This window comes from Geobacter argillaceus, from assembly GCF_007830735.1.
In the GTDB taxonomy this organism is placed as follows: Bacteria; Desulfobacterota; Desulfuromonadia; order Geobacterales; family DSM-12255; genus Geomobilibacter; species Geomobilibacter argillaceus.
In genome coordinates, this window is record NZ_VLLN01000001.1 from 273,436 (window position 1) to 295,126 (window position 21,691).

Below are 21,691 nucleotides of genomic sequence, written 5' to 3' on the forward strand. Positions count from 1 at the left end.
ATAAAGCTTAAACTTGTTGAGTCTGATAGACTTACAGCATTTAGAACAGACAACCGAATAGCAGCATTCTTATCCAGAGCGACTGAGGGACAGGCCCTTTGACGTCGCGGCAACCCCCCATGGGAAGGTGCCAATTCCTGCGAAACCATCGGTTTCGGGAGATAAGGAAGCGCGGACCACTCGCATGAGGCGTCCCCTTCCGCACCCCGGAAGGGGATTTTTCATTTGAGGAGAACGAACATGAGCACGAACATCGCCACCCAAACCGCACAGATCGGCCTCGACTGGGACACCCGCACCGGCGCGGTGACCGTCCCGATCTACCAGACCGCCACCTTCCGCCACCCGGGCCTCGGCCAGAGCACCGGCTACGACTATACCCGCTCCGGCAACCCGACCCGTCAGGCCCTTGAGGAAGGGATGGCCCGTCTTGACAACGGTCGTCGCGGCTTCGCCTACTCGACCGGCATGGCCGCCATTACCAGCCTGCTCCTCCTGTTCAGGCACGGCGACCACCTGATTGTCACCGAAGACCTGTACGGTGGCACCTACCGCCTGTTCGAAAAGATCTTCCAGCAGTACGGCCTGGAGTTCACCTACGTGGACACCAGCGACGAGGCGGAGGTCCGGGCCGCGCTCCGCCCCAACACCCGGGCACTGTTCGTCGAGTCGCTGACCAACCCGCTTCTCAAGGTGGCCGACATCGGCGCCCTGGCCGCGCTCTGCAAGGAGCGGCAGATCCTCTGCATCGTCGACAACACCTTCCTCACCCCCTACCTGCTCCGGCCGCTGGACCTGGGGGCGGACATCGCCATCTACAGCGGCAGCAAGTACCTGGCCGGGCACAACGACACGGTCTGCGGCCTGGTGGTGGTGAAGGACCCGGCCCTGGCCGAGCGGGTCTATTTCCACCAGAACGCGGCCGGCGCGGTCCTCGCCCCCCAGGACTCCTGGCTCACCATTCGGGGGCTCAAAACCCTGGCGGTGCGCCTCGACCGACAGCAGCAAAACGCCCAAGCCATTGCCGAGTGGCTCCGGACCCAGCCGCTGGTCCGCGCGGTCCACTACCCGGGACTGCCCGACCATCCGGGACACGAGCTGCTGAAGCGTCAGGCAAAGGGGTTCGGCGGCATGATCGCCTTCGAGGTGACCGATCCCGCCCTGGTGGAACGGCTGCTCCTGAAGACGCAGGTGATCTCCTTTGCCGAGAGCCTCGGGGGGGTGGAATCCCTCATCACCTTCCCGGAGGTGCAGACCCACGCCGACATCGAGCCGGAAAAGCGGGCCCGCTTCGGCATCAGCAACGTGCTGCTCCGGCTGTCGGTGGGGATCGAGGATGTGAATGACCTGATCGCCGACCTTGATCAAGCGCTAAATTATTAATTCTGCTTCTTCAGGTTACGCCCCGTAGGGGCAGAATGCCCTGTAGCCCGGCGATTTATCGCCGGGATTCGAGCGATAGGTTCTTTTGTCACGTACGTGACTGAAGGATTAATCCAATCCCCACACCGGGGGATGAATCCCCCGGCTACAGGCATTCTGTCCCGATGGGACGAAAATCTTGTCAAATCGCGGGAGAGAGGCGGAAGCGGCCCCCCGCCCGTCACGGCTCATACGCAGCAGCAACGGCTTAACGATCACCTCCAAGGAGAACCAGCATGAAATTCGCCACTCAGCTCATCCATGGCAGCCATACCTTTGACCCGGCCACCGGCGCCCTGGGGATTCCGGTCTACCAGACCTCCACCTTTGCCCAGCACTCCGTGGACAACTTCGGCAAGTACGACTACGCCCGCTCCGGCAACCCGACCCGGGACGCCCTGGAGGAAGCCATCGCCCGCCTGGAGGGGGGAACCCGCGCCTTTGCCTTTGCCTCGGGCATGGCGGCCATCTGCTCCACCTTTCTCCTCTTCGCCCCCGGCGACCACCTGGTGGTCTGCGAGGACGTCTACGGCGGCACCTTCCGCGCGCTGACCCGGCTCTTTGGCCAATGGGGGCTGACCGTCACCTTTGTGGACGCCACGGACAACGCGGCCATCGAAGCCGCGGTCCGGCCCGAGACCAAGGCCCTCTACCTGGAGACCCCATCCAACCCGCTCCTGAAGATCACCGACCTGCGCGGCGCCGTGGCCATCGCCAAGACGAAGGGGCTCCTCACCCTCGTGGACAACACCTTCATGACCCCCTACCTGCAGCGGCCGCTGGAGCTCGGCTGCGACATCGTCCTCCACAGCGGCACCAAATTCCTGAACGGCCACAGCGACGTGATCTGCGGGTTTGCCGTGGCAAAGGACAGCGACTTGGGAAGCCGGCTCGGCTTCATCCAGAACGCCTTCGGCGCCATCCTGGGTCCGCAGGACTGCTGGCTGGTACTCCGGGGCTTAAGGACCCTAAAAATCCGGATGGAGGAGAGTCAGCGAAACGCACTGAAACTGGCGGCCTGGTTGTCCGACCAGCCGCGGGTCACCGGGGTCTACTACCCGGGACTGGCCGAGCATCCCGGCTCTGCCATCCACCAGGGGCAGAGCGACGGCCCCGGTGCGGTCCTCTCCTTTGAACTGGACTCGTTCGACCTGACCCGGAAACTCCTGGAAGGGGTCGAACTGGCCGCCTTTGCCGTCAGCCTCGGCGGGGTGGAAAGCATCCTCTCCTACCCGGCCAGGATGTCACACGCCGCCATGCCGCCCGAGGAGCGGGCCGCCCGCGGGATCAGCGACACCCTGATGCGCCTGTCAGTCGGCCTGGAAGACCCGGACGACCTGATCGCCGATTTCGACCGGCTGATCAACTGAATCCATGTGGCGTGCGAAGCAGCCTTTTGCTCCGGAAGGGCTGGCCAGCGAATGGCCGGCCCTTTTCCATTGCCGTGACCGGATTTTGGGTTGACAAACCCGCGATGCAAAACGAGAATGAGCCTCTTTGCCGGGAGTGAATAGCGAGGAGGCTCTGTTGACCGAACCACAAAAGATCCTGATGCAGGGAAATGAAGCACTGGCCCGCGGGCTGGTGGAGCATGGCTGTGTTGTGGCCGCGTCCTATCCGGGCACGCCGGCCTCCGAGATCCTGACCGCCATCCAGGCTTGGCAGAAGGCCGAAGGACTCACCATGCACCTGGAATGGTCGGTCAACGAGAAGGTGGCCCTGGAGATCGCCTATGCCGCCAGCCAGGCCGGCCTGCGCGCCGCCACCGCCATGAAACAGGTGGGGCTGAACGTCGCCTCCGACCCCCTCATGAGCGCCGCCTACCTGGGAGTGGTGGGCGGGTTTGTCGTGGTCAGCGCCGACGACCCCGGCCCCCATTCGTCCCAAACCGAGCAGGACAGCCGGCTCACGGCCATGCTGGCCAAGATCCCGGTGCTCGACCCCGCCTCGCCGGCCGATGCCCGCGAGTTCGCCGGCATCGCCTTTGAACTCTCCGAGGCGTTCAGCATCCCGGTCATGCTCCGCCCCACTACTAGAGTCTGCCACGCCTGCCAGGACATCGCCCCGGCCCCGGTCGAAAAGCTCGGCCGGCTGGCCGCCTTCACCAAGGATCCGAGCCGCTGGGCAGCCACTCCCAATTTCCGCTACCGGCTCCATGTGCAGCTGAACGAGAAGCTGGAGCGGATCGCCGCCTATGGGCAGACCGCCCCCAGGCTCATCAACCCGCAGGCCAAGAGCCGTCGGGCCCTGGTGGCCTCCGGAGCTGCGGCCGGCTACGCCAGTGAGGCCCTGACCAGCCTCGGACTGGTGGATGAGCTGGCTTTTTATCAGGTCATCCAGCCCTATCCGCTGCACACCGCCTTTACCGAAGAGGTACTGGCACGGTTCGACGAAATCCTGGTGCTGGAGGAGACCACCGGCGTCATCGAGATGCAGCTCCGCGACCGCTACAAGGTGCGGGGCAAACTTTCCAGCACTGTTCCCGAGGCAGGGGAACTGCTCCCCGAGATTGTTGAACGGCTCATCGCCGGATTTGCCGGCTGTCCGGCCCCTCTCCTGCCGGAACCGCCGACCGGAGGCGGGCGGCGCCCCACCCTCTGCCCCGGCTGTCCCCACCGGGCCAGCTTCTATGCCATCAAGCGGGCCGCACCCAAGGGGATCTACCCCAGCGACATAGGCTGCTATACCCTCGGCCTCAACCTGGGCGGAGTGGACACGGTCCTCTGCATGGGGGCAGCGGTCAGCCAGGCCGCCGGCTTCCACCAGGCCTACCGGATCACCGGTCAGGAAAAGGATGTCGTGGCCACCATCGGCGACTCCACCTTCTTCCATGCCGGCATCCCGCCGCTCATCGACGCCGTGGCCCAGGGAGCCAGGTTCGTCCTGGTCATTCTCGACAACGCCACCACGGCCATGACCGGCAACCAGCCGACCCCGGCCCACGGCACCCCGGCCGGCCAGCCCGTGGTCATCGAGGATATCGTCCGCGGCTGCGGGGTCCGCTTCTGCACCACCGGCGACCCGCTCGACCTCCCCGGCTTTACCAGGCTGGTCAAGGAGGCAGTGCTGTTCGCCCGGGAAGAGGGAGTGGCGGTAGTCATCGCCAAAAGCCCCTGCCTGGTGGACCGGAGCCGACCGGCGGCGAAGCGCCCCCAGGCCGCGGTGGACGCCACCTGCACCGGCTGCAAGGTATGCACCAGCCAGTTCGAGTGCCCGGCCCTGGTCTATGACGACGCAACGAAAAAGGTCACCGTGGACCTGATGATCTGCAGCGGCTGCGGGGTCTGCCTGGACGTCTGCCCGCAACAGGCGATCTCACGCCGGGAGGAGCGGCCATGAACGGACAGCAGCTGATCATCGCCGGCGTCGGCGGCCAGGGGATACTCTTCATCACCCGGCTCCTGGCCGAGACCGCCATCGCCAAGGGACTGCCGGTCCTCACCTCCGAGACCCACGGCATGGCCCAACGGGGAGGGATCGTCGTCTCCCACCTGAAGGTGGGGGAGTTCTCCAGCCCGCTGGTGCGGCCGGGACAGGCCGACGGCCTCCTGTCCCTCAAGGCGGAGACCGTGGCCCTGCACCGTCACTTTCTGAAGGGAGCCGGCTGGATCGTGGCCAACGCCACCCCCCTGGCAGTAGTGGAAGCGGACCACCCGATCGCCACCATCGACGCCGACCCCATCTCCTTAAGCCTCGGCAACCCCCAGGCGGTCAACCTGATCGTCCTCGGCCTGGCCCTGGCCGCGCCGGGACGGCTCTTCTGCACGGCCGCCGAGATCGAGGAGACGATCCGCCGCAAGCTTGTTGCCAAGCCAACCCTGCTGGAAGGGGCGCTGGCCGCCTTCCGGGCCGGGCTGAAAGCATAAATTCATACCGCTGTCAGGAGTTGCTTCATGCTGAAACGTTTCCCCCCCAAGGTATCCTCTCCGGCGGAGCTGCCGGCCCTTCAACTGGCCGGGCTCAAGTGGAGTGTCAGGCACGCCTTCGACAACGCCCCCTTCTATCGCGAGCGGCTGACACAGGCCGGTATCACGCCGGACGACATCCGTTCCCTGGACGACCTCCGGCGACTGCCGTTCATCACCGCCGACGACCTGGCCGCCGGCTATCCGTTTGCGCTCAGGGCCGCCCCGTTCGCGGATCTCGTCCGTATCCACGCCTCCAGCGGCACCACCGGCAAGCGGAAGATCCTCTGCTATACCCGGAAGGACCTTGATGACTGGCAGGAGATGTTCGCCCGCTGCTTTGAGCTGGCCGGCCTGATCAGGGAGGACCGGGTCCAGATTGCCGTCGGCTACGGGCTCTGGACCGCCGGAGTCGGCTTCCAGCAGGCGTGCGAAAGGTTCGGCGCCCTGGCCATCCCGGTCGGCCCGGGGAACCTGGAGATCCACATCACCTTCCTCCAGGACCTGCAGTCCACGGTCTTCTGCTGCACCGCCTCCATGGGGCTCCTGCTGGCCGAGGAGGTGCAGCGCAAGGGGCTGAAGCATACCCTCAACCTGAAAAAGATCATCATGGGGGCGGAGCGCGCCAGCAGCGCCATGCTCGCTACCATGCGGGAATGCCTCGGGGTGGAGGAGATCTACGACATCACCGGCCTGACCGAGGTCTATGGCCCCGGCACCGGTCTCTCCTGCCGCGCCAACGACGGCATTCATTATTGGGCCGACCACTACATCCTGGAGGTGATCGACCCCGAGACGCTGGAACCGGTCAAGCCGGGCGAGATCGGGGAGATGGTCTACACCACCCTCGCTAAGGAAGGGGCGCCGCTGCTCCGTTACCGCTCCCGCGACCTGACCCGCCTCATCGAAGGGGACTGCCCCTGCGGCTGCTGGCTCCCCCGCCACGACCGGATCCTCGGCCGCTCCGACGACGTGGTCATCTTCCGCGGGGTGAACATCTACCCCGGCCAGTTGGACGAAGTGCTGCACCAGGTCCAGGGGATCGGCAGCGAATACCAGGTGCTGTTCGACCACGGCCCGGACGGCCGCGACTTCATGCAGATCAGGGTGGAGCGGGCCGGTAACTGTCAGGCCCTGCCGGACGACGGGGTGGCAAAGCAGATCGCTGCCGGCATCAAGCACACCCTGTTGGTATCGCCGGTGGTGGAACTGCTCGACTACGGCAGTCTGCCGCGGTCGGAGAAGAAAACCAAGCGGATCTTCGACAACCGGCGGTTCGAATAAGTCATACGCCGGGCACGGACTGCCCGGCCTACCAGTTAGCTGCTCAATGCAGCCGAGCAAAAAGATAGGAGTCAGAATGAGCAGTCTGCCCACATGCCCGCAATGCAGTTCGGAATACACCTATGAAGACGGAAACCTGTATGTCTGCCCGGAGTGCGCCCATGAATGGGCTATCGTTGCAGCCGGGCAGAGCGGCGAGCAAGAGAGGGTCGTGCGCGATGCCTTCGGGAACCTGCTGCAGGACGGCGATTCGGTGACGGTGGTCAAGGATCTGAAGATCAAGGGCTCGTCAGCGGTAGTCAAGGTGGGGACCAAGGTCAGAAACATCCGTCTCGTCGACGGCGACCACGATATCGATTGCAAGATCGACGGCATTGGCGCCATGCAGTTGAAATCGGAATTCGTCAAGAAGGCGTAGCTCAGCAGCTTGTGACAAGTAGCGGCGACATTCGTTGGTCAGTGCCCCTTTTCCAACGGGCTCCGGTTGACCAGAAGCCAGTAACAGCCAAGGGTGCTGACAATGGTGGCGAACTCACCGAAATCGACCGGCTTGCGGATGAAGCTGTTCACCCCGAGGCGGTAGCTCAGCACCAGATCCTGTTCCTCTTTTGACGAGGTGAAGATGATGACCGGCAACCCCTTCAGCCGGTCGTCGGCCCGGATCGCCCGCAGCACCTCGATCCCGTCCACCCGCGGCATATGAATATCCAGCAGCACGACCTGCGGAAAGTGCATGCCCCCTTCCAGGCACCCCTTGAACAGGTAATCAAGCGCCTCCGCCCCGTCCTTCAGCCACACCACTTCATTGAGTACATTGGCCTTTTTCAGAGATCGCTGGGTCAGCAGCGCATCGTCAGGACTATCTTCGACGAGAAGAATCGTTTTACCCTTTGCCGCAATCTGGTCTTCGTTAGAAAAGTTGTATCCCATATCTTTCCCTTACCAATGCCGGTACCTGCACGGACACGCCCGGATGCGCAGGGACTATTCCGAACGCGTGACAGTACTCAGTGCCAATATTATTCGATTGTCGGTTAAAAAAGCGCCGCTTCAAGGAGCTTCAGCCGCTCACCCTTAAGCCCGTCAAACCGGCAGCCGATGCCGGGTATCCGCATGGCCACCCCCCACGCCTGCTCCCAGCGGACTTCGACGCGGAACGGGCGGTCGTCCAGTTCCATGATCTTCACGTTCAGCATACGCCCGACCGGGTACGGATCACAGGTGCAGACGAACATGCCGCTGCGCGACATATCCAGGCTAAAGGCCCGCCGCGCCTGCGCCTCCGATTCGGACTCCCCCCAGACCAGGAGGTTGAAGTTCTTCGGCTTGCGATCATCCTTGCGCAGGGAGCGGGGTTTGAAAATCTCGCAGCGGGCCAGGAACGCAAGCAGGTTCTCCTGACCGCTCTTGGTACTGTCGGAAAAGAGCGCCCGAAATCCGGCCTTGTGGTTCCAGTTGATCCTGATATTCGCAAAGACCGTCTCCAAAGTCTGGAGGAGCATCCGCTCCCGTTCAGTGGCCTTGATGATCGCGGGAATGTCCAGAATGAAACCGCTGATGGGGATCTCCGCAAGTTTCTGGTACATCTCGGCAATGGAAGAAAAATGAATGGCAACGGCACCATGGGCAGCAAGAAAGTCCGTATAAGCCCTCTGGGCTTCCCCTTGACGGGAGACGAGCGCAATATTCACAAGATCCTCCAGAAGTGATTCGACACGGAGGGAGTATAACATCCGTGTACATTTTTTCATCTTATTGAATGCAGATCACGGATCAACTCTGATGAAAGCGGATCAACGTGGATAAAGCGAGTCCGAAATAGTTTTCTTCAAATCCGTGTGAACCCGCCTAATCCGCGTTCTATTGAAGTTCAGGTTTGCTCACTTCTTGTAACGTGTTACGTCATAATACCGAAGCCCGGAGCCGGTAGCCCACCCCGAGTTCGGTGACGATATAGCGGGGCCGTGAGGCATCGACCTCGATCTTGCGCCGCAGATTGCTGATATTGACCCGCAGGACATGGGGCTGTTCCACGTAGGCAACGCCCCATATCTGCTTGAGGATCTGGCCATGGGTCAGAACCTTATCGGCGTGGATCACCAGCAGGCGGAGAAGATCGTATTCTGTGGGGGTCAGCTGCACCTCCTCGCCACGAACCGTCACCCGCCGGCGCCCCAGGTCGACCTCCAACTCCCCGACCCTGAAGATCGGCTCGGTCACCTGCTGCACCGAACGGCGGAGCGATACCCTGATCCGCGCCAGGAGTTCGCCGATACCGAACGGTTTGGTCAGATAATCGTCGGCACCGGCGTCCAGCGCGGCGACCTTGTCGTCCTCCCGCTCGCGCACCGAAAGGACGATGATCGGCACCGTCGACCATTCGCGAATCCTTCTGATCACCTCGACCCCGTCAAGGTCCGGGAGTCCCAGGTCAAGAAGGATCAGGTCCGGTCTGACCGTGGCGGCAGCAACCAGACCGGACCGGCCGGTCTCCGCCTGGTGAAGGGAAAACTCTTCGCCGTTCAGGGCGGTCTGGAGAAACCGCTGAATGGCAAGCTCGTCATCCACGACGAGGATGCGGGGTGGATTGGTAGCGCGCGAATCATTGGTCATGGAGTTTTTTCCTATCGCGGGCCGGCCGCCTGAGCGGCAACCGGATGTCGACGACGAGCCCGCCGTCGGAACGGTTTTCGGCCCGAATCCGGCCGTCGTGGGCTTCGACGATCCCCTTGCAGATGGAGAGCCCCAGGCCGGTGCCGCCGGCCCCCTCGGGAACCGGAATCCGGTAAAATTTATCGAAGATCCTCTTCAGATCGTGGTGGGGGACGCCGGGCCCCCGGTCGGAGACCTCGATGATCAGCCAGGCGCCGTCGATCCGGGCGGAGATCCCGATCGTTCGATCCGACGGCGCATATTTCAGGGCGTTTTCCAGCAGGTTCACCAGCACCTGGGTCATAAGTGCCAGATCCATGGTCACCAGCGGCAGATCCGGCGCCAGATCAACATTGATGGTACGCGTACCGATCCGCTGTTCGAGGGCCGCCAAGGCACAGCCCACCAGATCCTGAACGTCGCACAGCTCCTCCTTGAGCCGGACCGCTCCGGCCTCCAGCCGGGTCATGTCCAGCAGGTTGCCGACGAAGCGGTTCAGGCGAACCGCCTCCTCCCAGGCAGTTTCCAGAAGATTCCTCCTGGCGCTTTCGTTCAACAGCTCCCCCTCCCCCTTGAGACTGCTCAGCACACCAATGATCGAGGAAAGGGGCGAGCGGAGGTCGTGGGAAATGGAGTTGAGGAGTGCGCGCTCCAGATTCTCACGGGCTTTCAATATCTGGGCCTGCTCCGCTTCATGGGAAAACTGGACCCGTTCCAGGGCCATGGCGGTCTGGCTGGCAAAAGCGTCCAGCAGGCGGCGGGTCTCCTGGGATCGGTACTCTGCCTCGTTCTCCAGCTTCACCCCCAGCACCCCCAGCGGGTCTGCCGACGTCTGCACCGGCAGGTAGAGAAAGTCCGCTGAGATCAGGGTATCGGTTCCCCGGCCGGCGGACTGGCTGTTGCGAAAGGCCCAGTCGGCCACAGCCCGCTCGTTCAGGTCGAACTCCAGCCCCTGGCTGGCGGCGACGATCTCCAGCCTCTCTCCCTCCGGGAGGAAAACGGCAATCCGCGCATTTTGGGTCTCCTCGATGTTTTTCACTACCGCCTGCAGGATGGAAGCCACATCGGCCGCAGCGGCCAGGTCACGGCTCAGGTAGTAGAGGCTGGCGGTCTGGACCTCCCTAACCCGCACCGCATCGGCACGTTCGCGCGCCTTGGCGACCAGCGTGCTGATGACCACCCCGACGGTGAACAGTGCGATGAAGGTGATCAGGTACTGGGTATCGGCAACAGCAAAGGTCAGGTGGGGGGGGACAAAGAGGAAATCGAAGGCGAACACACCGAGAAAGGCGGTGAGAATGGCCGGCTTCTGACCGAGTTTGATCGCCGCCAGCACCACTGCCAGGAGATAGATCATGACCATGTTGGTCGGGGCGATAACCGGACTCACCAGGGCACAGACCGCCGATGCCGCCGCAACCAGGATCAGGCTCCCTGAATAACCCGACCAGGAGATCGGCTGCCAGCCCCTGACCGGCACAGCCGCTGACGCGCCTTCGCCGGCGGAGATACTGACCACGAAGACGTCGATCACCCCGCTCAGGCGGATGATCTGATCGACAATCGGGGGAATGAGAAGCTCGCGCCAGCGCGGCTTGGTAGGTTTGCCCACCACGATCTTGGTGACGTTGTGCCGTACCGCGTAGGTGATGGCCGCTTCGGCCACCGAGGTGGCCGTCACGGTCGACACCTGGGCACCAAGGCTTTCGGCAAGACGCATGACGTGCCAAACCTGCTCCCGGTTCTGGCGGGCATGCTTCGACGTGCTGGGGGTCTCGATATAGACCGTGTGCCAGGCTGCCTTCAGTTCGTCCGCCAGGCGCCGGGTGGTGCGGATCAGCTTCTCGCTGTACGGACTGCCGCTGACGCAGACCAGCAGGCGCTCCGCAGCGGGCCATGGACCGGAAATGGCGCGGGTCTCCATGTACGCCCGCATCTCATCGTCCACCCGGGAAGCGGCTCGGCGCAGGGATAGCTCACGCAGGGCGAGCAGGTTGCCGGGGCGGAAAAAGGTCTCCATGGCCCGGGCCGCCTGCTCGGGGATGTACACCTTCCCCTCCCGCAGCCGCTGGAGCAGATCGTCCGGCGAAATGTCCACCAGACGAATCTCCGCCGCCTGGTCCAGTAAGCTGTCCGGGACAGTCTCCCGCACGATGACGCCGGTGATCTGCGCCACGACGTCGTTAAGGCTCTCGAAGTGCTGGACATTGACCGTGGTGTAGACATCGATGCCAGCGTCCAGCAGCTCTTCAACATCCTGCCAGCGCTTCTCGTGACGGGAGCCAGGGGCGTTGGTGTGGGCCAGTTCGTCCACCAGGACGATCTGCGGCTTGCGGGCCAGCACCCCGTCGATGTCCAACTCCGGCAGGAGCACCCCCATATACTCGACCTGCGCCCTGGGGATGACCTCCACCCCGGACAGCGCAAGGAGCGAATCGGTCTCGAACCGGCCGTGGGACTCCACGTACCCCGCCACCACATCGCGGCCGTCCATCCGCCGCTGCTCAGCAGCCTCCAGCATCGCGTAGGTCTTGCCCACGCCTGCGGCATAGCCGAGGAAGATCTTGAGCTTCCCCCTCCCCTCTTCCGCCTCGGCCTCTTCGGCCCGGGCAAGCTTCAGGAACGCCTCCGGAGAGGGACGGGTATCATCGCCGTTATCGGTCATGGTGCCAGTGTATCCAACTCCAGGTTCACCGCAAGCACATTAACCCGCGGCACGCCGAGAAGACCGAGCTGGCGGTTTTCGGTATGGGCGGCAACGATACGCTTCAGGAGATCGGCGTTCACGCCGCGGGCCGCGGCTACCCGCGGAATCTGCACCATGGCGGAATCCGGCGAGATGTGGGGATCGAGCCCGCTGGCAGAAGCCTGTACCAGGTCGGCCGGGATACTGCCGGCAATGCCGGTGTTACGGAGGGACTTGACCTTGTCGGCCACCGTCTTCAGGTAATCGGGGTTGGTCGGGCCGGCGTTGGAGCCGCCGGAGCCGAGAGGGTTGTAGCCAAAATCGCTGGTAGCCGAAGGCCGGGGCCAGAAGTACTTCGGGGCTGAAAAAGGCTGGCCGATCAGTGTCGAACCTATCTCTTTACCGCTCTTGTCGGAGATGAAGCTCCCGTTGGCCTGCCCCGGGAAGAGTACCTGGGCAACGCCGGTGACCACGGCCGGGTAGATGCCGCCGCAGATGATGGTGAAGGCAAGCAGCATCAGAATTGCTGATTTCAGGTCCTTCATGACTTGTTTTCTCCCGTAGGGGCGGGGTTTCCCCGCCCCGGGCGCGGCAACCGCACCCCTACATTATTGGTTACACCATCATCCCGATGACCAGGTCGATCGCCTTGATCCCCACAAACGGCGCGATAATCCCACCCACGCCGTAGAGCAGGAGGTTGTGGATCAGCAGCTTCTCGGCCGGCATGGGGCGGAATTTGGTCCCCTTGAGTGCCAGCGGCACCAGCATCGGGATGATGACCGCGTTGAAGATGACTGCCGACAAGATGGCGCTGTAGGGGCTCCCCAGCCGCATCACGTTCAACACCCCCAGTTGGGGATAGATGGAGAGCATCATCGCCGGAATGATGGCAAAATACTTGGCCACGTCGTTGGAGATGCTGAAGGTAGTCAGGTTGCCGCGGGTCATCAGAATCTGCTTCCCCACCTCCACGATGTCCAGGAGCTTGGTCGGGTTCGAGTCCAGATCGATGATATTGGCCGCCTCGCGGGCCGGCTGGGTGCCGGTGTTCATGGCCACCGCCACGTCCGCCTGGGCCAGGGCCGGGGCATCGTTGGTACCGTCGCCGGTCATGGCCACCATGTAGCCGGCCTCCTGGTTCTCCTTGATCAGGCGCAGCTTGTCCTCGGGCTTCGCCTGGGCCAGGAAGTCGTCCACCTGGGCCTCCGCCGCTATGGCTGCGGCAGTGAGCGGGTTGTCGCCGGTAATCATCACGGTCTTGATCCCCATACTCCGGAGTTGCTGGAAACGCTCCTGGATTCCCCCCTTGACGATGTCCTTCAGGTTTATGACCCCGAGGATTTCGGTGTCGCGGCAGACCACCAGCGGGGTGGCCCCGGCCCGGGCGATCCTGTCGACGATCTCCCCAAGGTCCGTGGGCACGCTACCGGCGCCCAAGCCCCGGACAAAGGCAACGGTGGAGTCGGCGGCCCCTTTGCGGTACTGTTCCCCCCCCGTGTTCAAACCGGAGAGGCGCGTATCGGCGCTGAAGGTTATGGTTTCCGCACCGGCCGGAAGCGCATCGTCGGGGAGTCCGTAGTTCTTCCTGGCCAGGACGACGATGCTCCGCCCTTCCGGCGTTTCGTCGGTGAGCGACGCCATCAGGGCCGCCTGCGCCACCTCCTGTTCGGTATGGCCGCCTACCGGCACGAATGCCACCGCTTCCCGGTTGCCGAGGGTAATGGTACCGGTCTTGTCCAGGAGGAGCACGTTCACGTCGCCAGCCGCCTCGATGGCGCGGCCCGAGAGGGCGATGACGTTTTTCTGGAAGAGCCGGTCCATGCCGGCGATGCCGATAGCCGGGAGGAGCGCGGCGATGGTTGTTGGCGCCAGGCAGACAAAGAGCGCCACCAGGATGGTGAGCGATACCGGCGTTCCCTGGCCGGCAGCCTTGACGCTGTAGGTGGACATGGGGCTGATATTGACGCAGACCAACAGGAAGACCAGGGTCAGGGCTATCAGCAGCACTTCCAGGGCGATCTCGTTGGGGGTCTTGCGCCGCTTGGCCCCTTCGATCAGGGAGATCATCCGGTCCAGGAAGGTTTCGCCCGGGTTCGCGGTGATACGGACGATGATGGCATTGGCAATGACCGTAGTGCCGCCGGTAACCGCGCTCCGATCGCCCCCCGACTCACGCACCACCGGGGCCGATTCGCCGGTGACGGCCGACTCGTTCACCAGGGCCGCGCCTGCAACCACGTCGCCGTCGCCGGCGATCGTATCGTTTGCCTCGACCAGGATCAGGTCCCCCTTGCGGAGTTGGCTGGCACCGACCGTGGTAAAGGCGCTCCTGAATTCCGGCTTTGAAAGCAGCTTGGCCGTCACGTCGGTGCGGCTCTTGCGCAGGCTGGCGGCACGCGCCTTGCCGCGCCCCTCGGCCAGGGCCTCGGCAAAGGTGGCGAAGATGACCGTCAGCCAGAGCCAGAGGGAAACGGTACCGGTGAACCAGGCCGGCTCCCGGTTGGCGCCGGTCAGGGACAGGGCGAAGGTGACAAGGGTGATGAGGCTGGCGATCTCCACGCAGAGCATGACCGGGTTGCGCCAGAGAGCACGGGGGTCCAGCTTCCTGAAGGATTCCGCCAATGCCCCCCGGATCAGTTCGGGGTCAAAGGCCGATTTCGGCTGTTGGGTATGTTTCGACATTTCGGTTATCTCCGTAGGGGCGATCCTTGTGATCGCCCGCCCTTGGCATTCGTGGTAATTCCATCGGGGCGAATACCAGATTCGCCCCTACGACGCCATGGTCAGCTGTTCCACGATCGGCCCCAGGGAAAGGGCCGGGAAAAAGGTCAGCGCCCCGACGATGAGTATGACCAAGGTCAGCCAGAGGGCAAACGGGACCTTGTCGGTGGGGAGGGTCCCCAGACTGGGCGGCACATACTTCTTCCCTGCCAGCGACCCGGCCATGGCCAGCACAGCGACCGCCGGCACGTAACGGCCGAGGAGCATCGCCAAGGAGCCGCAGATGTTATAGAAGCTGATGTTGGCATTTAAGCCCGCAAAGGCACTGCCGTTGTTGTTGGCCATGGAAGCGACAGCGTACAGCACCTCTGAGAGTCCGTGGGCGCCGGGATTGGCCATGGATGCCGTGGCGGAGGTGGTGATCATGGCAATCCCCGACAGGATCAGGACCACGACCCCGGCGGTCAGGATCGTGACGATCGACATCCACATCTCCCGCACCTCGATCTTTTTCCCCAGGTATTCAGGGGTCCGGCCGATCATCAGGCCGGAGACGAAGACGGCGATGACAGCAAAGGCGAGCATGGTGTAGAGTCCGGAGCCAACCCCGCCGAAGACGATCTCGCCCAGCAGGATCAGCGAGAGCGGGACCATGCCGCCGAGGGGGGTCATGGAGTCGTGCATGGCGGCGACCGCGCCGCAGGAGGTGCCGGTGGTGGCCACCTCAAATAGGTTGGTGGCGGCTAGTCCGAAGCGGATATCCTTCCCTTCCATGTTGGCCCCGCTCACGCCGAGCCTTGCCACCAGAGGGTTGCCGCTCGTTTCGGCCCACTGCAGGACGCCGAAGGAGACGATCAAGAGTAGCAGCATTACCCCCAGGATCGTCCATCCCTGGCGGGGATTCCCCACCATGACGCCGAAGGTGTAGGTCAACGAACCGGGAATGAGGAGGATCAGCAGGATCTCCACCATGTGGGAAAGCGGGGTCGGGTTCTCGAAAGGATGGGCCGAGTTGGCGTTGAAAAAGCCGCCGCCGTTGGTCCCCAGCTCCTTGATTGCCTCCTGGGAGGCGACCGGCCCCATGGGGATGGTGACGTACTTTACCGTAACACTTTCGGTGACCGGATTTCCTTTGGCATCCTTGATGACGTCCCCCTTGCCGTCCAGCTTCGGCTTGTCGTAGGTTACCGCCTGCACGAGCGGTACCGTCTTATAGGCGCTGAAGTTCTGGATCGATCCTTGGGAGACCAGGAATACGGCGGCAATCAGGGAGATCGGCAACAGGATGTAGAGGGTGCAGCGCGTCATGTCGACCCAGAAATTGCCGAGCAGGGAAGTCCTGCGCCGACTGAAGCCGCGGATAACGGCAATCGCGATGGCAATGCCGGTGGCGGCGGAGACGAAGTTGTGGACCGCGAATCCCACCATCTGGGTAAAATAACTGGCCGCCGATTCACCGCTGTAGGCCTGCCAGTTGGTGTTGGTGACGAAACTGACCGCCGTGTTCAGCGCCAGCTGCCAGGTAAAGGCGGGAAACTTCTGCGGGTTGAGCGGCAGGAACTGCTGCAGCATCAGCATGGCGAAGAGCGCCACGAAGAGCACCAGGTTGAAAAGGGCCGCGGCAACGGCATACCCTTTCCAGTCCATCTCTTCGTCCTTGTCCACCCCGCAGATCCGGTAGAGACGGTCTTCAAAAGGGACCAGGATTGGCGACAGGAAAGTCCGTTCTCCCCCGAAAACCCTGGCCATGAAGGTGCCGAGCGGCTTGATCAGGACCAGCAGGACGACAAAGAAGAATATGATTTCCAGCCATTCGTACGTATTCATACGTTGGTCTCCCCGGCCGCATTTCCCTCAAGTCTACCACGCAATCCCATGATCTGCCGAATAGTGGACTGCAGAACTTCCCACCGTTGCCTGGCCCGGTCGAATCTCAGGATACCGTTCACCGTTTCCGGCGGAGCAATAGTAGTGGCTCCTTCCGGCAGCCGATACTCCCCGGGCCGATCTCCTTCGTCCGCAAAATCTTCTCCCAGGTAGATGCCGGTTTCCGTATCGAACAGGTAGATTTTCATGGTCTGCCACCTCACTTTTCTTAACGATGTCCCTTGGTCTGATTATCACTCTAGCGCGCTCGGCATAAATTGGGGGTCAATTTACCGGGCAAAGAGGTCAAAATATCGTCAAGACCGGAGATGTCTGTAAAGGCTTGGGCCGGTTCAGAAAGATAAGGAGAGGGGAAAAAGGGGGGGCAGCCGTATGGGGGCTGGTGAGGGCGGAATGCTCCGCCCTCTTCTTCAGATTCTCACCCTGATCGGCAGGATCACCGTGGTCAGCCCGTTCCACTGCAACCGGCGCTGAATGGCAAAGGCGGTCTCGTTGTGGAGCATCTTGTGATAGAACTTCTCCAGTCGGAAGGTGAGCTGACCGGTAAAGACCGTGGAGCGGGGATACTCTTCGGCCAGTTTTTCGCACAGGTCAACGGCGCTTTCTACCACCTCGGTCCCGAGTGTCATCCGGTAGTCAGCTGCAAAGCCGAGCCGGCGGGCCAGATTCGTGTAGCGCTCCAGACCGTATTTCACCGACTCCTCCAGAGATTGCATCTCCTCCGCCCCCTTGAAGGTGCCGGAGTCGATCATCGCCACAGAGACGAAGATGATGTTCTTGTAGGTCTTGGGGAAGGTGGTCAGGATGGAAAGGAGGGTGTGGACACCAAACCCGCTGTAGCCTGACACCAGCTGAATGGCGGTCGGCTCGTTCTTCTGCAGGGGATCCATGTTGATCGGGCCGTGGGTGGGAAAATCGAGCAGGGTCTCGTCCAGTTCGGCCATCCCCTGCCGCACCCGCTGGTAATGCCCCTTGATCAGGTAGCAGAGGCCGATGACCAAGGAAGTTATGAGCAGGGTCAGCCACCCTCCCTCGGTGAACTTTTCCACTGTCGTGATGACCAGAATCGTCACACAGAGCACCAGGCCGACCAGATGAACCGCCAGGTGCTGCAGCCACTTGGGATCCTCCTTCCGGCGCTGGATGAAGAAACGGGACATCCCGAGCTGGGAGAGGGAAAAGGTGACAAAAACGTTGATGGAGTACATAACCACCAGGGCCGACACCGAGCCTTTGGTATACAGGAGAAGGGCTATGGATGAGACCCCCATGAGGACAATGCCGTTTCGCATGGTGAGCCGGACGGATAGGGCTGCGAAGCGGTGCGGGAACCAGGAGTCTACCGCCATGTTGGCCATAACCCGGGGGCCGTCGACAAAACCGGTTTGGGCAGCCACCAGCAACAGGGCACCTTCCGAAAAGATAGTTATGAACGCGATAATGTTCCCAAAGGGCCAGTTCGCAAACAAGCCGTCGGCCAGGACCGCATTAAGGGTCTTCCCCTCCACCGGTTTGACCCCGATCAGTGCATAGCAGAGAAAGAGAACCCCGGCGGTGAATGCCAGAGAAGTGGCCATATAGATCATGGTCCGCTTGCCGGTCTGTACCCGCGGCTCGCGCATGATCTGCAGACCGTTGGAGACCGCCTCGATCCCGGTGTATGTACCACCTCCCAGAGAATAGGCACGGAGAAAGAGGAGCAGAATGCCGAACAGGCCGATAGTGGAGAGATCGTGGTGCAAACCGGTTTGAAAATCACTGGTCAGGGGGGCGATCCTGTCGGTATGGGTAATGATGCCGTCGAGCAGCATCAGCAGGTGGGTGAGCACGAAGATAAGGAAGATCGGTGCCATCACAGTGATCGACTCTTTGACCCCCCGGATGTTGAGAATGATCAGTCCCAGTGCCAGAACGCAGGCAAACGGCACCTTGTAGTGATGATAATGCTGCGGGACGTAGCTGAACAGCGCATCGACGCAGGAGGCGATGGAAACGGTGATGGTCAGTACATAGTCGACCAGGAGAGAACTGCCTGAAACGACCCCGGCCTTCTCCCCCAGCATGTGGGTGGCGACGATGTAACCACCGCCGCCATGGGGAAAATGCTCAATGATGCGGGAGTACGCATAGGAGATGATGAAAACCGTAAGAGCGGTGGTCAGCCCCAGGAGGATTGCCAGATACGTGTGACTCCCGAGCGCCCGGAACGCCTCCTCGGGACCATAGGCCGACGACGACAGGCCGTCGGCGCCCAGTCCCACCCATGCCAGGATCGGAATGAGCGACATCTTGTGGAACAGGTGGGGGTCCTTCAGGTACTTGGGGGCACCGAAGATGGTGCGGACGATTTTCTGCAGCAGGTTGCCGTTTCCGTTCTTTTCCAATTCCATTATTTCACGCTCCCTTAATTTTCCACTTTAGCCGGTTCCGCATAAAGGTGATATCAAGATCAACGGAGAACAGGTCAAGAAATCATCAAGAACAGGCAGAGGAAATGGGCTCGGGTTGCAAGAGGGTGGGCAGGATATACACTGTAGGCATGAATCTGAACTCGTTAGCAGGTGGGTTCGCTGCATGTGCACTGATCAGTATGGCGACCTGCCGGGCACAGGCCCAGGAACTCCACGGCTTCGGCGGGATTATGCAGCATACTGACACCGACGATAGCTCCTACTCGTGGCAACTGGAATACCGGGAAGGGCTGGGCGAGCACTTTGCCTACAGCATCAGCTACCTGAACGAAGGTCACGTGGCAGGCCATCATCGCGATGGCCACATGGCCCAGCTCTGGACCCGCACCAACCTCATGGACCGGCGGCTGTCACTGGCAGCGGGGATCGGGCCGTTCCGCTACTTCGACACCACAGCCGCAAAAGCCGGCGCCTCCTACGAAAACGATCACGGCTGGGGAGTCACCATGAGCCTGGCCGCCACCTGGTATACCGCAGATCGCTGGCTGTTCCAGCTGCGCACCAATTTTGTCGAGACCACTTCCAGCATCGACACCATCTCGACCCTGATCGGCATCGGCTACCAGTTGGAGGCCCCGCCGACACCGGGCCCGCTCCGCTCAGCCAGTCCCCGGCGATGGAAAACTACCGAAAACGAGCTGACCGTTTTTCTCGGCCGGACCATCGTGAACAGCTTCAGTTCCGAGCATTCGGTCGCTGCAGCAGTGGAATACCGGCGGGGCCTCTGGCGCTATGTGGACTGGACCGTTGGCTGGCTCTTTGAAGGGGATAACCGCCTGAGCAGACGAAACGGCCTGACCACCCAGCTCTGGGCGACCAGGGCGGTCCTTGACGACCGCCTCTCTCTCGGTATCGGTGTCGGCCCCTACATCAATGTCGATCATTACCGAAATCCGCTGCAAACGAGTGAGCGGACCAGGGCCATATCCGGCATCGTCACCCTCACGGCCAGCTACCGTCTTGCCCCCGACTGGGCGCTGCGCAGCTCATGGAACCGTATCGTCACCAGCTACAACCGGGATACCGATATGATCCTGGGAGGGGTGGGGTACCGGTTCTGACGGCAAAGCTCAGCGGTAGACCGCTCCCCCCAGCATGGCCGCCCCCAGGATGATAAAGGCAGGGTTGACCTTGGTAAAGGTGAGCAGGCCAAAGGCGACCAGGATAATCAGTAGTTTGTCCCAGCCGAGCATTCCGGCACCCACCCACCCGTGCTTTCCTGCCCCGAATACCGTGTAAGCCATATCGTAGGCCGTCCAGAGCAGGAGTCCGACCACCACCGGCCGCACCATCTTCAACATCGACTGCACGGTCAGGCTGTCCTTGATCTTGAAGAAATAAACGATCATGAGCAGCATCAGCAGTGTAGTGGGCAGGACGGTGCCGGCGGCGGCAGCGATGGCGCCCGGAACGCCGGCCAGTTTGTACCCCGCATAGGCCGAGACCTGTGGGGCAATCGGTCCCGGCAGGGCGTTGCCAACGGCGACCGCATCGGCAAACTCCTCCGGAGTCAGCCAGGGCACCGCTGTCATGCCGCCCGGCGGTATCCAGAGAGCCGCAGTCGTCTCACGCTGCATCAGGGCCAGCGACGCCGGCCCTCCTCCCCAGGAAAAAAGGGCCACCCGCGTATAGAGCAGGAAAATCTTCCAGAGTAACATTACTCCTCCTATGGTACCGACGTGTCAGGACAACTAATGACGCCATGGGGCAGATCCCATGGCGAGAGAGAAATCGCTGACGGGTGAATCGGAAACCGTGCGAACTATAAGAGATTGTTAGCACAATCGACGGGCAATGGTCAACGAAAGGAAATTTAACCAACAGGGCAGAGAAGGACAGGTACAGGACGTTTCAACAGTATCCGGTCGGGGTCGACGATCCGGCCGCAGTCGATGGCGCAGACCATCAGGTGCACCCGGATCGCCCCTTTGACAGGGACCGACACCTCCGCCACCTGGGCGACGAAACTGCCGAACGACTCATGCACAGCGATCCCAAGGCCGTGTCCGGCCGGCAGAGGTTTTCCCCAGCCGGCATGGTAGGGAGTGCATCTGAACATAAAAAGCCGGGAGTGGATTTCTGAGCCACTGCCAGCTTTTTATGTTTCCACATCAGAATAAAGCAGACTACCTATGGTGCGTAATTGACTTTACAGCCAGTCAAAGTACGAACGTTTGGTCCATTCAACCAGAATTGTCCGACATAAGGAGAGGCATCAGCCGAGGGGAACGTCGAGCCAGGAGTGGTAATCAGTGTAGCGAACTCCGTTCCCTTGCCTGCGTTGCTGGTTGTACTGCTCGACATATTTTTGAAGCGATCCATACTAACGTTGATCGTCAAAACCTTGCCGACAGTATCATACGAGGCGGTGGCAAGTGAAACCTTGGCCGATGGAACCAGGACCCCGCTACGTAGTTGAAAGACTGTGGCAGTTGAGCCGGTCGGTGCCGTATAGTCTTTAAAATTCGGTACGATTACGGATGTGTCCACACTCGCAATGTTGTAATTCGACGACATGGTACCAAAGAGATACAGCTTGGTGCTCGCCTTCGAAGGGCCACCGCCACCACCGCCACCTCCTCCGCCGCATCCCGCGAGTGTCAGTGCCCCAACCGTCCCCAGAATCAAAGCAAGGTTACATTTTCTCATTGTATGCATCT

Annotated in this window: 19 protein-coding genes and 1 riboswitch; of the genes, 7 read left to right on the top strand and 12 right to left on the bottom strand. The window is 61.9% G+C overall.

Annotated features, from left to right (window positions below; genetic code table 11):
• The first annotated feature begins 66 nt into the window (after nt 1-66).
• Nucleotides 67-168, top strand: a riboswitch (SAM riboswitch).
• 72 nt (nt 169-240) lie between these two features.
• The 6 genes from JN12_RS01245 to JN12_RS01270 all read left to right on the top strand — a co-directional run bounded on the left by JN12_RS01245 (nt 241) and on the right by JN12_RS01270 (nt 7,029).
• Entirely contained in the window at nt 241-1,383 is a 1,143-nt protein-coding gene (locus JN12_RS01245; RefSeq protein WP_145017263.1) for a trans-sulfuration enzyme family protein, read from the top strand.
• Nucleotides 1,384-1,658: 275 nt separating this feature from the next.
• Nucleotides 1,659-2,792: a trans-sulfuration enzyme family protein gene (locus JN12_RS01250; protein ID WP_145017265.1), complete on the top strand. Its 1,134-nt coding sequence runs from the start codon at nt 1,659-1,661 to the stop codon at nt 2,790-2,792.
• A 157-nt stretch (nt 2,793-2,949) separates the two neighbouring features.
• The gene (locus JN12_RS01255; protein WP_281287703.1) at nt 2,950-4,761 is read left to right on the top strand and encodes a thiamine pyrophosphate-dependent enzyme; all 1,812 of its coding nucleotides are present in this window, start codon (nt 2,950-2,952) and stop codon (nt 4,759-4,761) included.
• Nucleotides 4,758-5,288 carry an indolepyruvate oxidoreductase subunit beta gene (locus JN12_RS01260; RefSeq protein ID WP_145017267.1) on the top strand — a complete coding sequence of 177 codons (531 nt, stop codon included), beginning with the start codon at nt 4,758-4,760 and terminating at the stop codon, nt 5,286-5,288. The genes JN12_RS01255 and JN12_RS01260 overlap by 4 nt, the downstream gene beginning before the upstream one ends.
• A 27-nt stretch (nt 5,289-5,315) precedes the next feature.
• Nucleotides 5,316-6,611 (top strand): phenylacetate--CoA ligase, encoded by a 1,296-nt coding sequence (locus tag JN12_RS01265; protein ID WP_145017269.1) that lies wholly within the window; start codon nt 5,316-5,318, stop codon nt 6,609-6,611.
• Between the two features lie 76 nt (nt 6,612-6,687).
• On the top strand, nt 6,688-7,029 hold the full coding sequence (locus tag JN12_RS01270) for a zinc ribbon domain-containing protein YjdM (protein ID WP_145017271.1): 342 nt from the start codon (nt 6,688-6,690) through the stop codon (nt 7,027-7,029).
• A 38-nt stretch (nt 7,030-7,067) separates the two neighbouring features.
• On the opposite strand, the gene JN12_RS01275 is transcribed toward JN12_RS01270, so the two are convergent.
• The 9 genes from JN12_RS01275 to JN12_RS01315 all read right to left on the bottom strand — a co-directional run bounded on the left by JN12_RS01275 (nt 7,068) and on the right by JN12_RS01315 (nt 18,950).
• Complete coding sequence (locus JN12_RS01275) at nt 7,068-7,541, bottom strand: response regulator (RefSeq protein WP_145017273.1); 474 nt, start codon at nt 7,539-7,541, stop codon at nt 7,068-7,070.
• Between the two features lie 104 nt (nt 7,542-7,645).
• Nucleotides 7,646-8,302 carry a PilZ domain-containing protein gene (locus JN12_RS01280; protein ID WP_170241807.1) on the bottom strand — a complete coding sequence of 219 codons (657 nt, stop codon included), beginning with the start codon at nt 8,300-8,302 and terminating at the stop codon, nt 7,646-7,648.
• A 211-nt stretch (nt 8,303-8,513) separates the two neighbouring features.
• Nucleotides 8,514-9,224, bottom strand: a complete 711-nt coding sequence (locus JN12_RS01285) for a response regulator (protein ID WP_145017277.1) — start codon at nt 9,222-9,224, stop codon at nt 8,514-8,516.
• Entirely contained in the window at nt 9,214-11,928 is a 2,715-nt protein-coding gene (locus JN12_RS01290; protein WP_145017279.1) for a sensor histidine kinase, read from the bottom strand. Before JN12_RS01290 ends, JN12_RS01285 begins: the two co-directional genes overlap by 11 nt.
• A complete protein-coding gene (gene kdpC, locus JN12_RS01295; protein ID WP_145017281.1) occupies nt 11,925-12,494 on the bottom strand; it encodes a potassium-transporting ATPase subunit KdpC in 570 nt (189 codons plus the stop codon). Before kdpC ends, JN12_RS01290 begins: the two co-directional genes overlap by 4 nt.
• Nucleotides 12,495-12,564: 70 nt before the next feature.
• Nucleotides 12,565-14,634: a potassium-transporting ATPase subunit KdpB gene (gene kdpB / locus JN12_RS01300; RefSeq protein ID WP_145017283.1), complete on the bottom strand. Its 2,070-nt coding sequence runs from the start codon at nt 14,632-14,634 to the stop codon at nt 12,565-12,567.
• 87 nt (nt 14,635-14,721) lie between these two features.
• Nucleotides 14,722-16,500, bottom strand: a complete 1,779-nt coding sequence (gene kdpA, locus JN12_RS01305; protein WP_145017285.1) for a potassium-transporting ATPase subunit KdpA — start codon at nt 16,498-16,500, stop codon at nt 14,722-14,724.
• Nucleotides 16,497-16,748: a hypothetical protein gene (locus JN12_RS01310; RefSeq protein WP_145017287.1), complete on the bottom strand. Its 252-nt coding sequence runs from the start codon at nt 16,746-16,748 to the stop codon at nt 16,497-16,499. The genes kdpA and JN12_RS01310 overlap by 4 nt, the downstream gene beginning before the upstream one ends.
• A 222-nt stretch (nt 16,749-16,970) precedes the next feature.
• Nucleotides 16,971-18,950 carry an APC family permease gene (locus JN12_RS01315; RefSeq protein WP_145017289.1) on the bottom strand — a complete coding sequence of 660 codons (1,980 nt, stop codon included), beginning with the start codon at nt 18,948-18,950 and terminating at the stop codon, nt 16,971-16,973.
• Between the two features lie 149 nt (nt 18,951-19,099).
• Here JN12_RS01315 and JN12_RS01320 point away from each other — a divergent pair, with 149 nt between their 5' ends.
• On the top strand, nt 19,100-20,092 hold the full coding sequence (locus JN12_RS01320) for a porin family protein (RefSeq protein WP_246125701.1): 993 nt from the start codon (nt 19,100-19,102) through the stop codon (nt 20,090-20,092).
• Nucleotides 20,093-20,101: 9 nt separating this feature from the next.
• On the opposite strand, the gene JN12_RS01325 is transcribed toward JN12_RS01320, so the two are convergent.
• From JN12_RS01325 to JN12_RS01335, 3 genes are all read right to left on the bottom strand, one after another.
• On the bottom strand, nt 20,102-20,689 hold the full coding sequence (locus JN12_RS01325) for a chromate transporter (protein ID WP_145017291.1): 588 nt from the start codon (nt 20,687-20,689) through the stop codon (nt 20,102-20,104).
• Nucleotides 20,690-20,844: 155 nt separating this feature from the next.
• Complete coding sequence (locus JN12_RS01330; RefSeq protein ID WP_145017294.1) at nt 20,845-21,090, bottom strand: hypothetical protein; 246 nt, start codon at nt 21,088-21,090, stop codon at nt 20,845-20,847.
• 71 nt (nt 21,091-21,161) lie between these two features.
• On the bottom strand, nt 21,162-21,680 hold the full coding sequence (locus JN12_RS01335) for a hypothetical protein (RefSeq protein WP_145017296.1): 519 nt from the start codon (nt 21,678-21,680) through the stop codon (nt 21,162-21,164).
• Between the last annotated feature and the right edge of the window lie 11 nt (nt 21,681-21,691).

Bases quoted from the DNA above. Each gene is read 5' to 3' on its own strand.
- JN12_RS01245 (WP_145017263.1), top strand. From the start codon at position 241: ATGAGCACGAACATCGCCACCCAAACCGCACAGATCGGCCTCGACTGG.
- JN12_RS01250 (WP_145017265.1), top strand. From the start codon at position 1,659: ATGAAATTCGCCACTCAGCTCATCCATGGCAGCCATACCTTTGACCCG.
- JN12_RS01260 (WP_145017267.1), top strand. From the start codon at position 4,758: ATGAACGGACAGCAGCTGATCATCGCCGGCGTCGGCGGCCAGGGGATA.
- JN12_RS01265 (WP_145017269.1), top strand. From the start codon at position 5,316: ATGCTGAAACGTTTCCCCCCCAAGGTATCCTCTCCGGCGGAGCTGCCG.
- JN12_RS01270 (WP_145017271.1), top strand. From the start codon at position 6,688: ATGAGCAGTCTGCCCACATGCCCGCAATGCAGTTCGGAATACACCTAT.
- JN12_RS01275 (WP_145017273.1), bottom strand. From the start codon at position 7,541: ATGGGATACAACTTTTCTAACGAAGACCAGATTGCGGCAAAGGGTAAA.
- JN12_RS01285 (WP_145017277.1), bottom strand. From the start codon at position 9,224: ATGACCAATGATTCGCGCGCTACCAATCCACCCCGCATCCTCGTCGTG.
- JN12_RS01290 (WP_145017279.1), bottom strand. From the start codon at position 11,928: ATGACCGATAACGGCGATGATACCCGTCCCTCTCCGGAGGCGTTCCTG.
- kdpC (WP_145017281.1), bottom strand. From the start codon at position 12,494: ATGAAGGACCTGAAATCAGCAATTCTGATGCTGCTTGCCTTCACCATC.
- kdpB (WP_145017283.1), bottom strand. From the start codon at position 14,634: ATGTCGAAACATACCCAACAGCCGAAATCGGCCTTTGACCCCGAACTG.
- kdpA (WP_145017285.1), bottom strand. From the start codon at position 16,500: ATGAATACGTACGAATGGCTGGAAATCATATTCTTCTTTGTCGTCCTG.
- JN12_RS01310 (WP_145017287.1), bottom strand. From the start codon at position 16,748: ATGAAAATCTACCTGTTCGATACGGAAACCGGCATCTACCTGGGAGAA.
- JN12_RS01315 (WP_145017289.1), bottom strand. From the start codon at position 18,950: ATGGAATTGGAAAAGAACGGAAACGGCAACCTGCTGCAGAAAATCGTC.
- JN12_RS01320 (WP_246125701.1), top strand. From the start codon at position 19,100: ATGAATCTGAACTCGTTAGCAGGTGGGTTCGCTGCATGTGCACTGATC.
- JN12_RS01325 (WP_145017291.1), bottom strand. From the start codon at position 20,689: ATGTTACTCTGGAAGATTTTCCTGCTCTATACGCGGGTGGCCCTTTTT.
- JN12_RS01330 (WP_145017294.1), bottom strand. From the start codon at position 21,090: ATGTTCAGATGCACTCCCTACCATGCCGGCTGGGGAAAACCTCTGCCG.
- JN12_RS01335 (WP_145017296.1), bottom strand. From the start codon at position 21,680: ATGAGAAAATGTAACCTTGCTTTGATTCTGGGGACGGTTGGGGCACTG.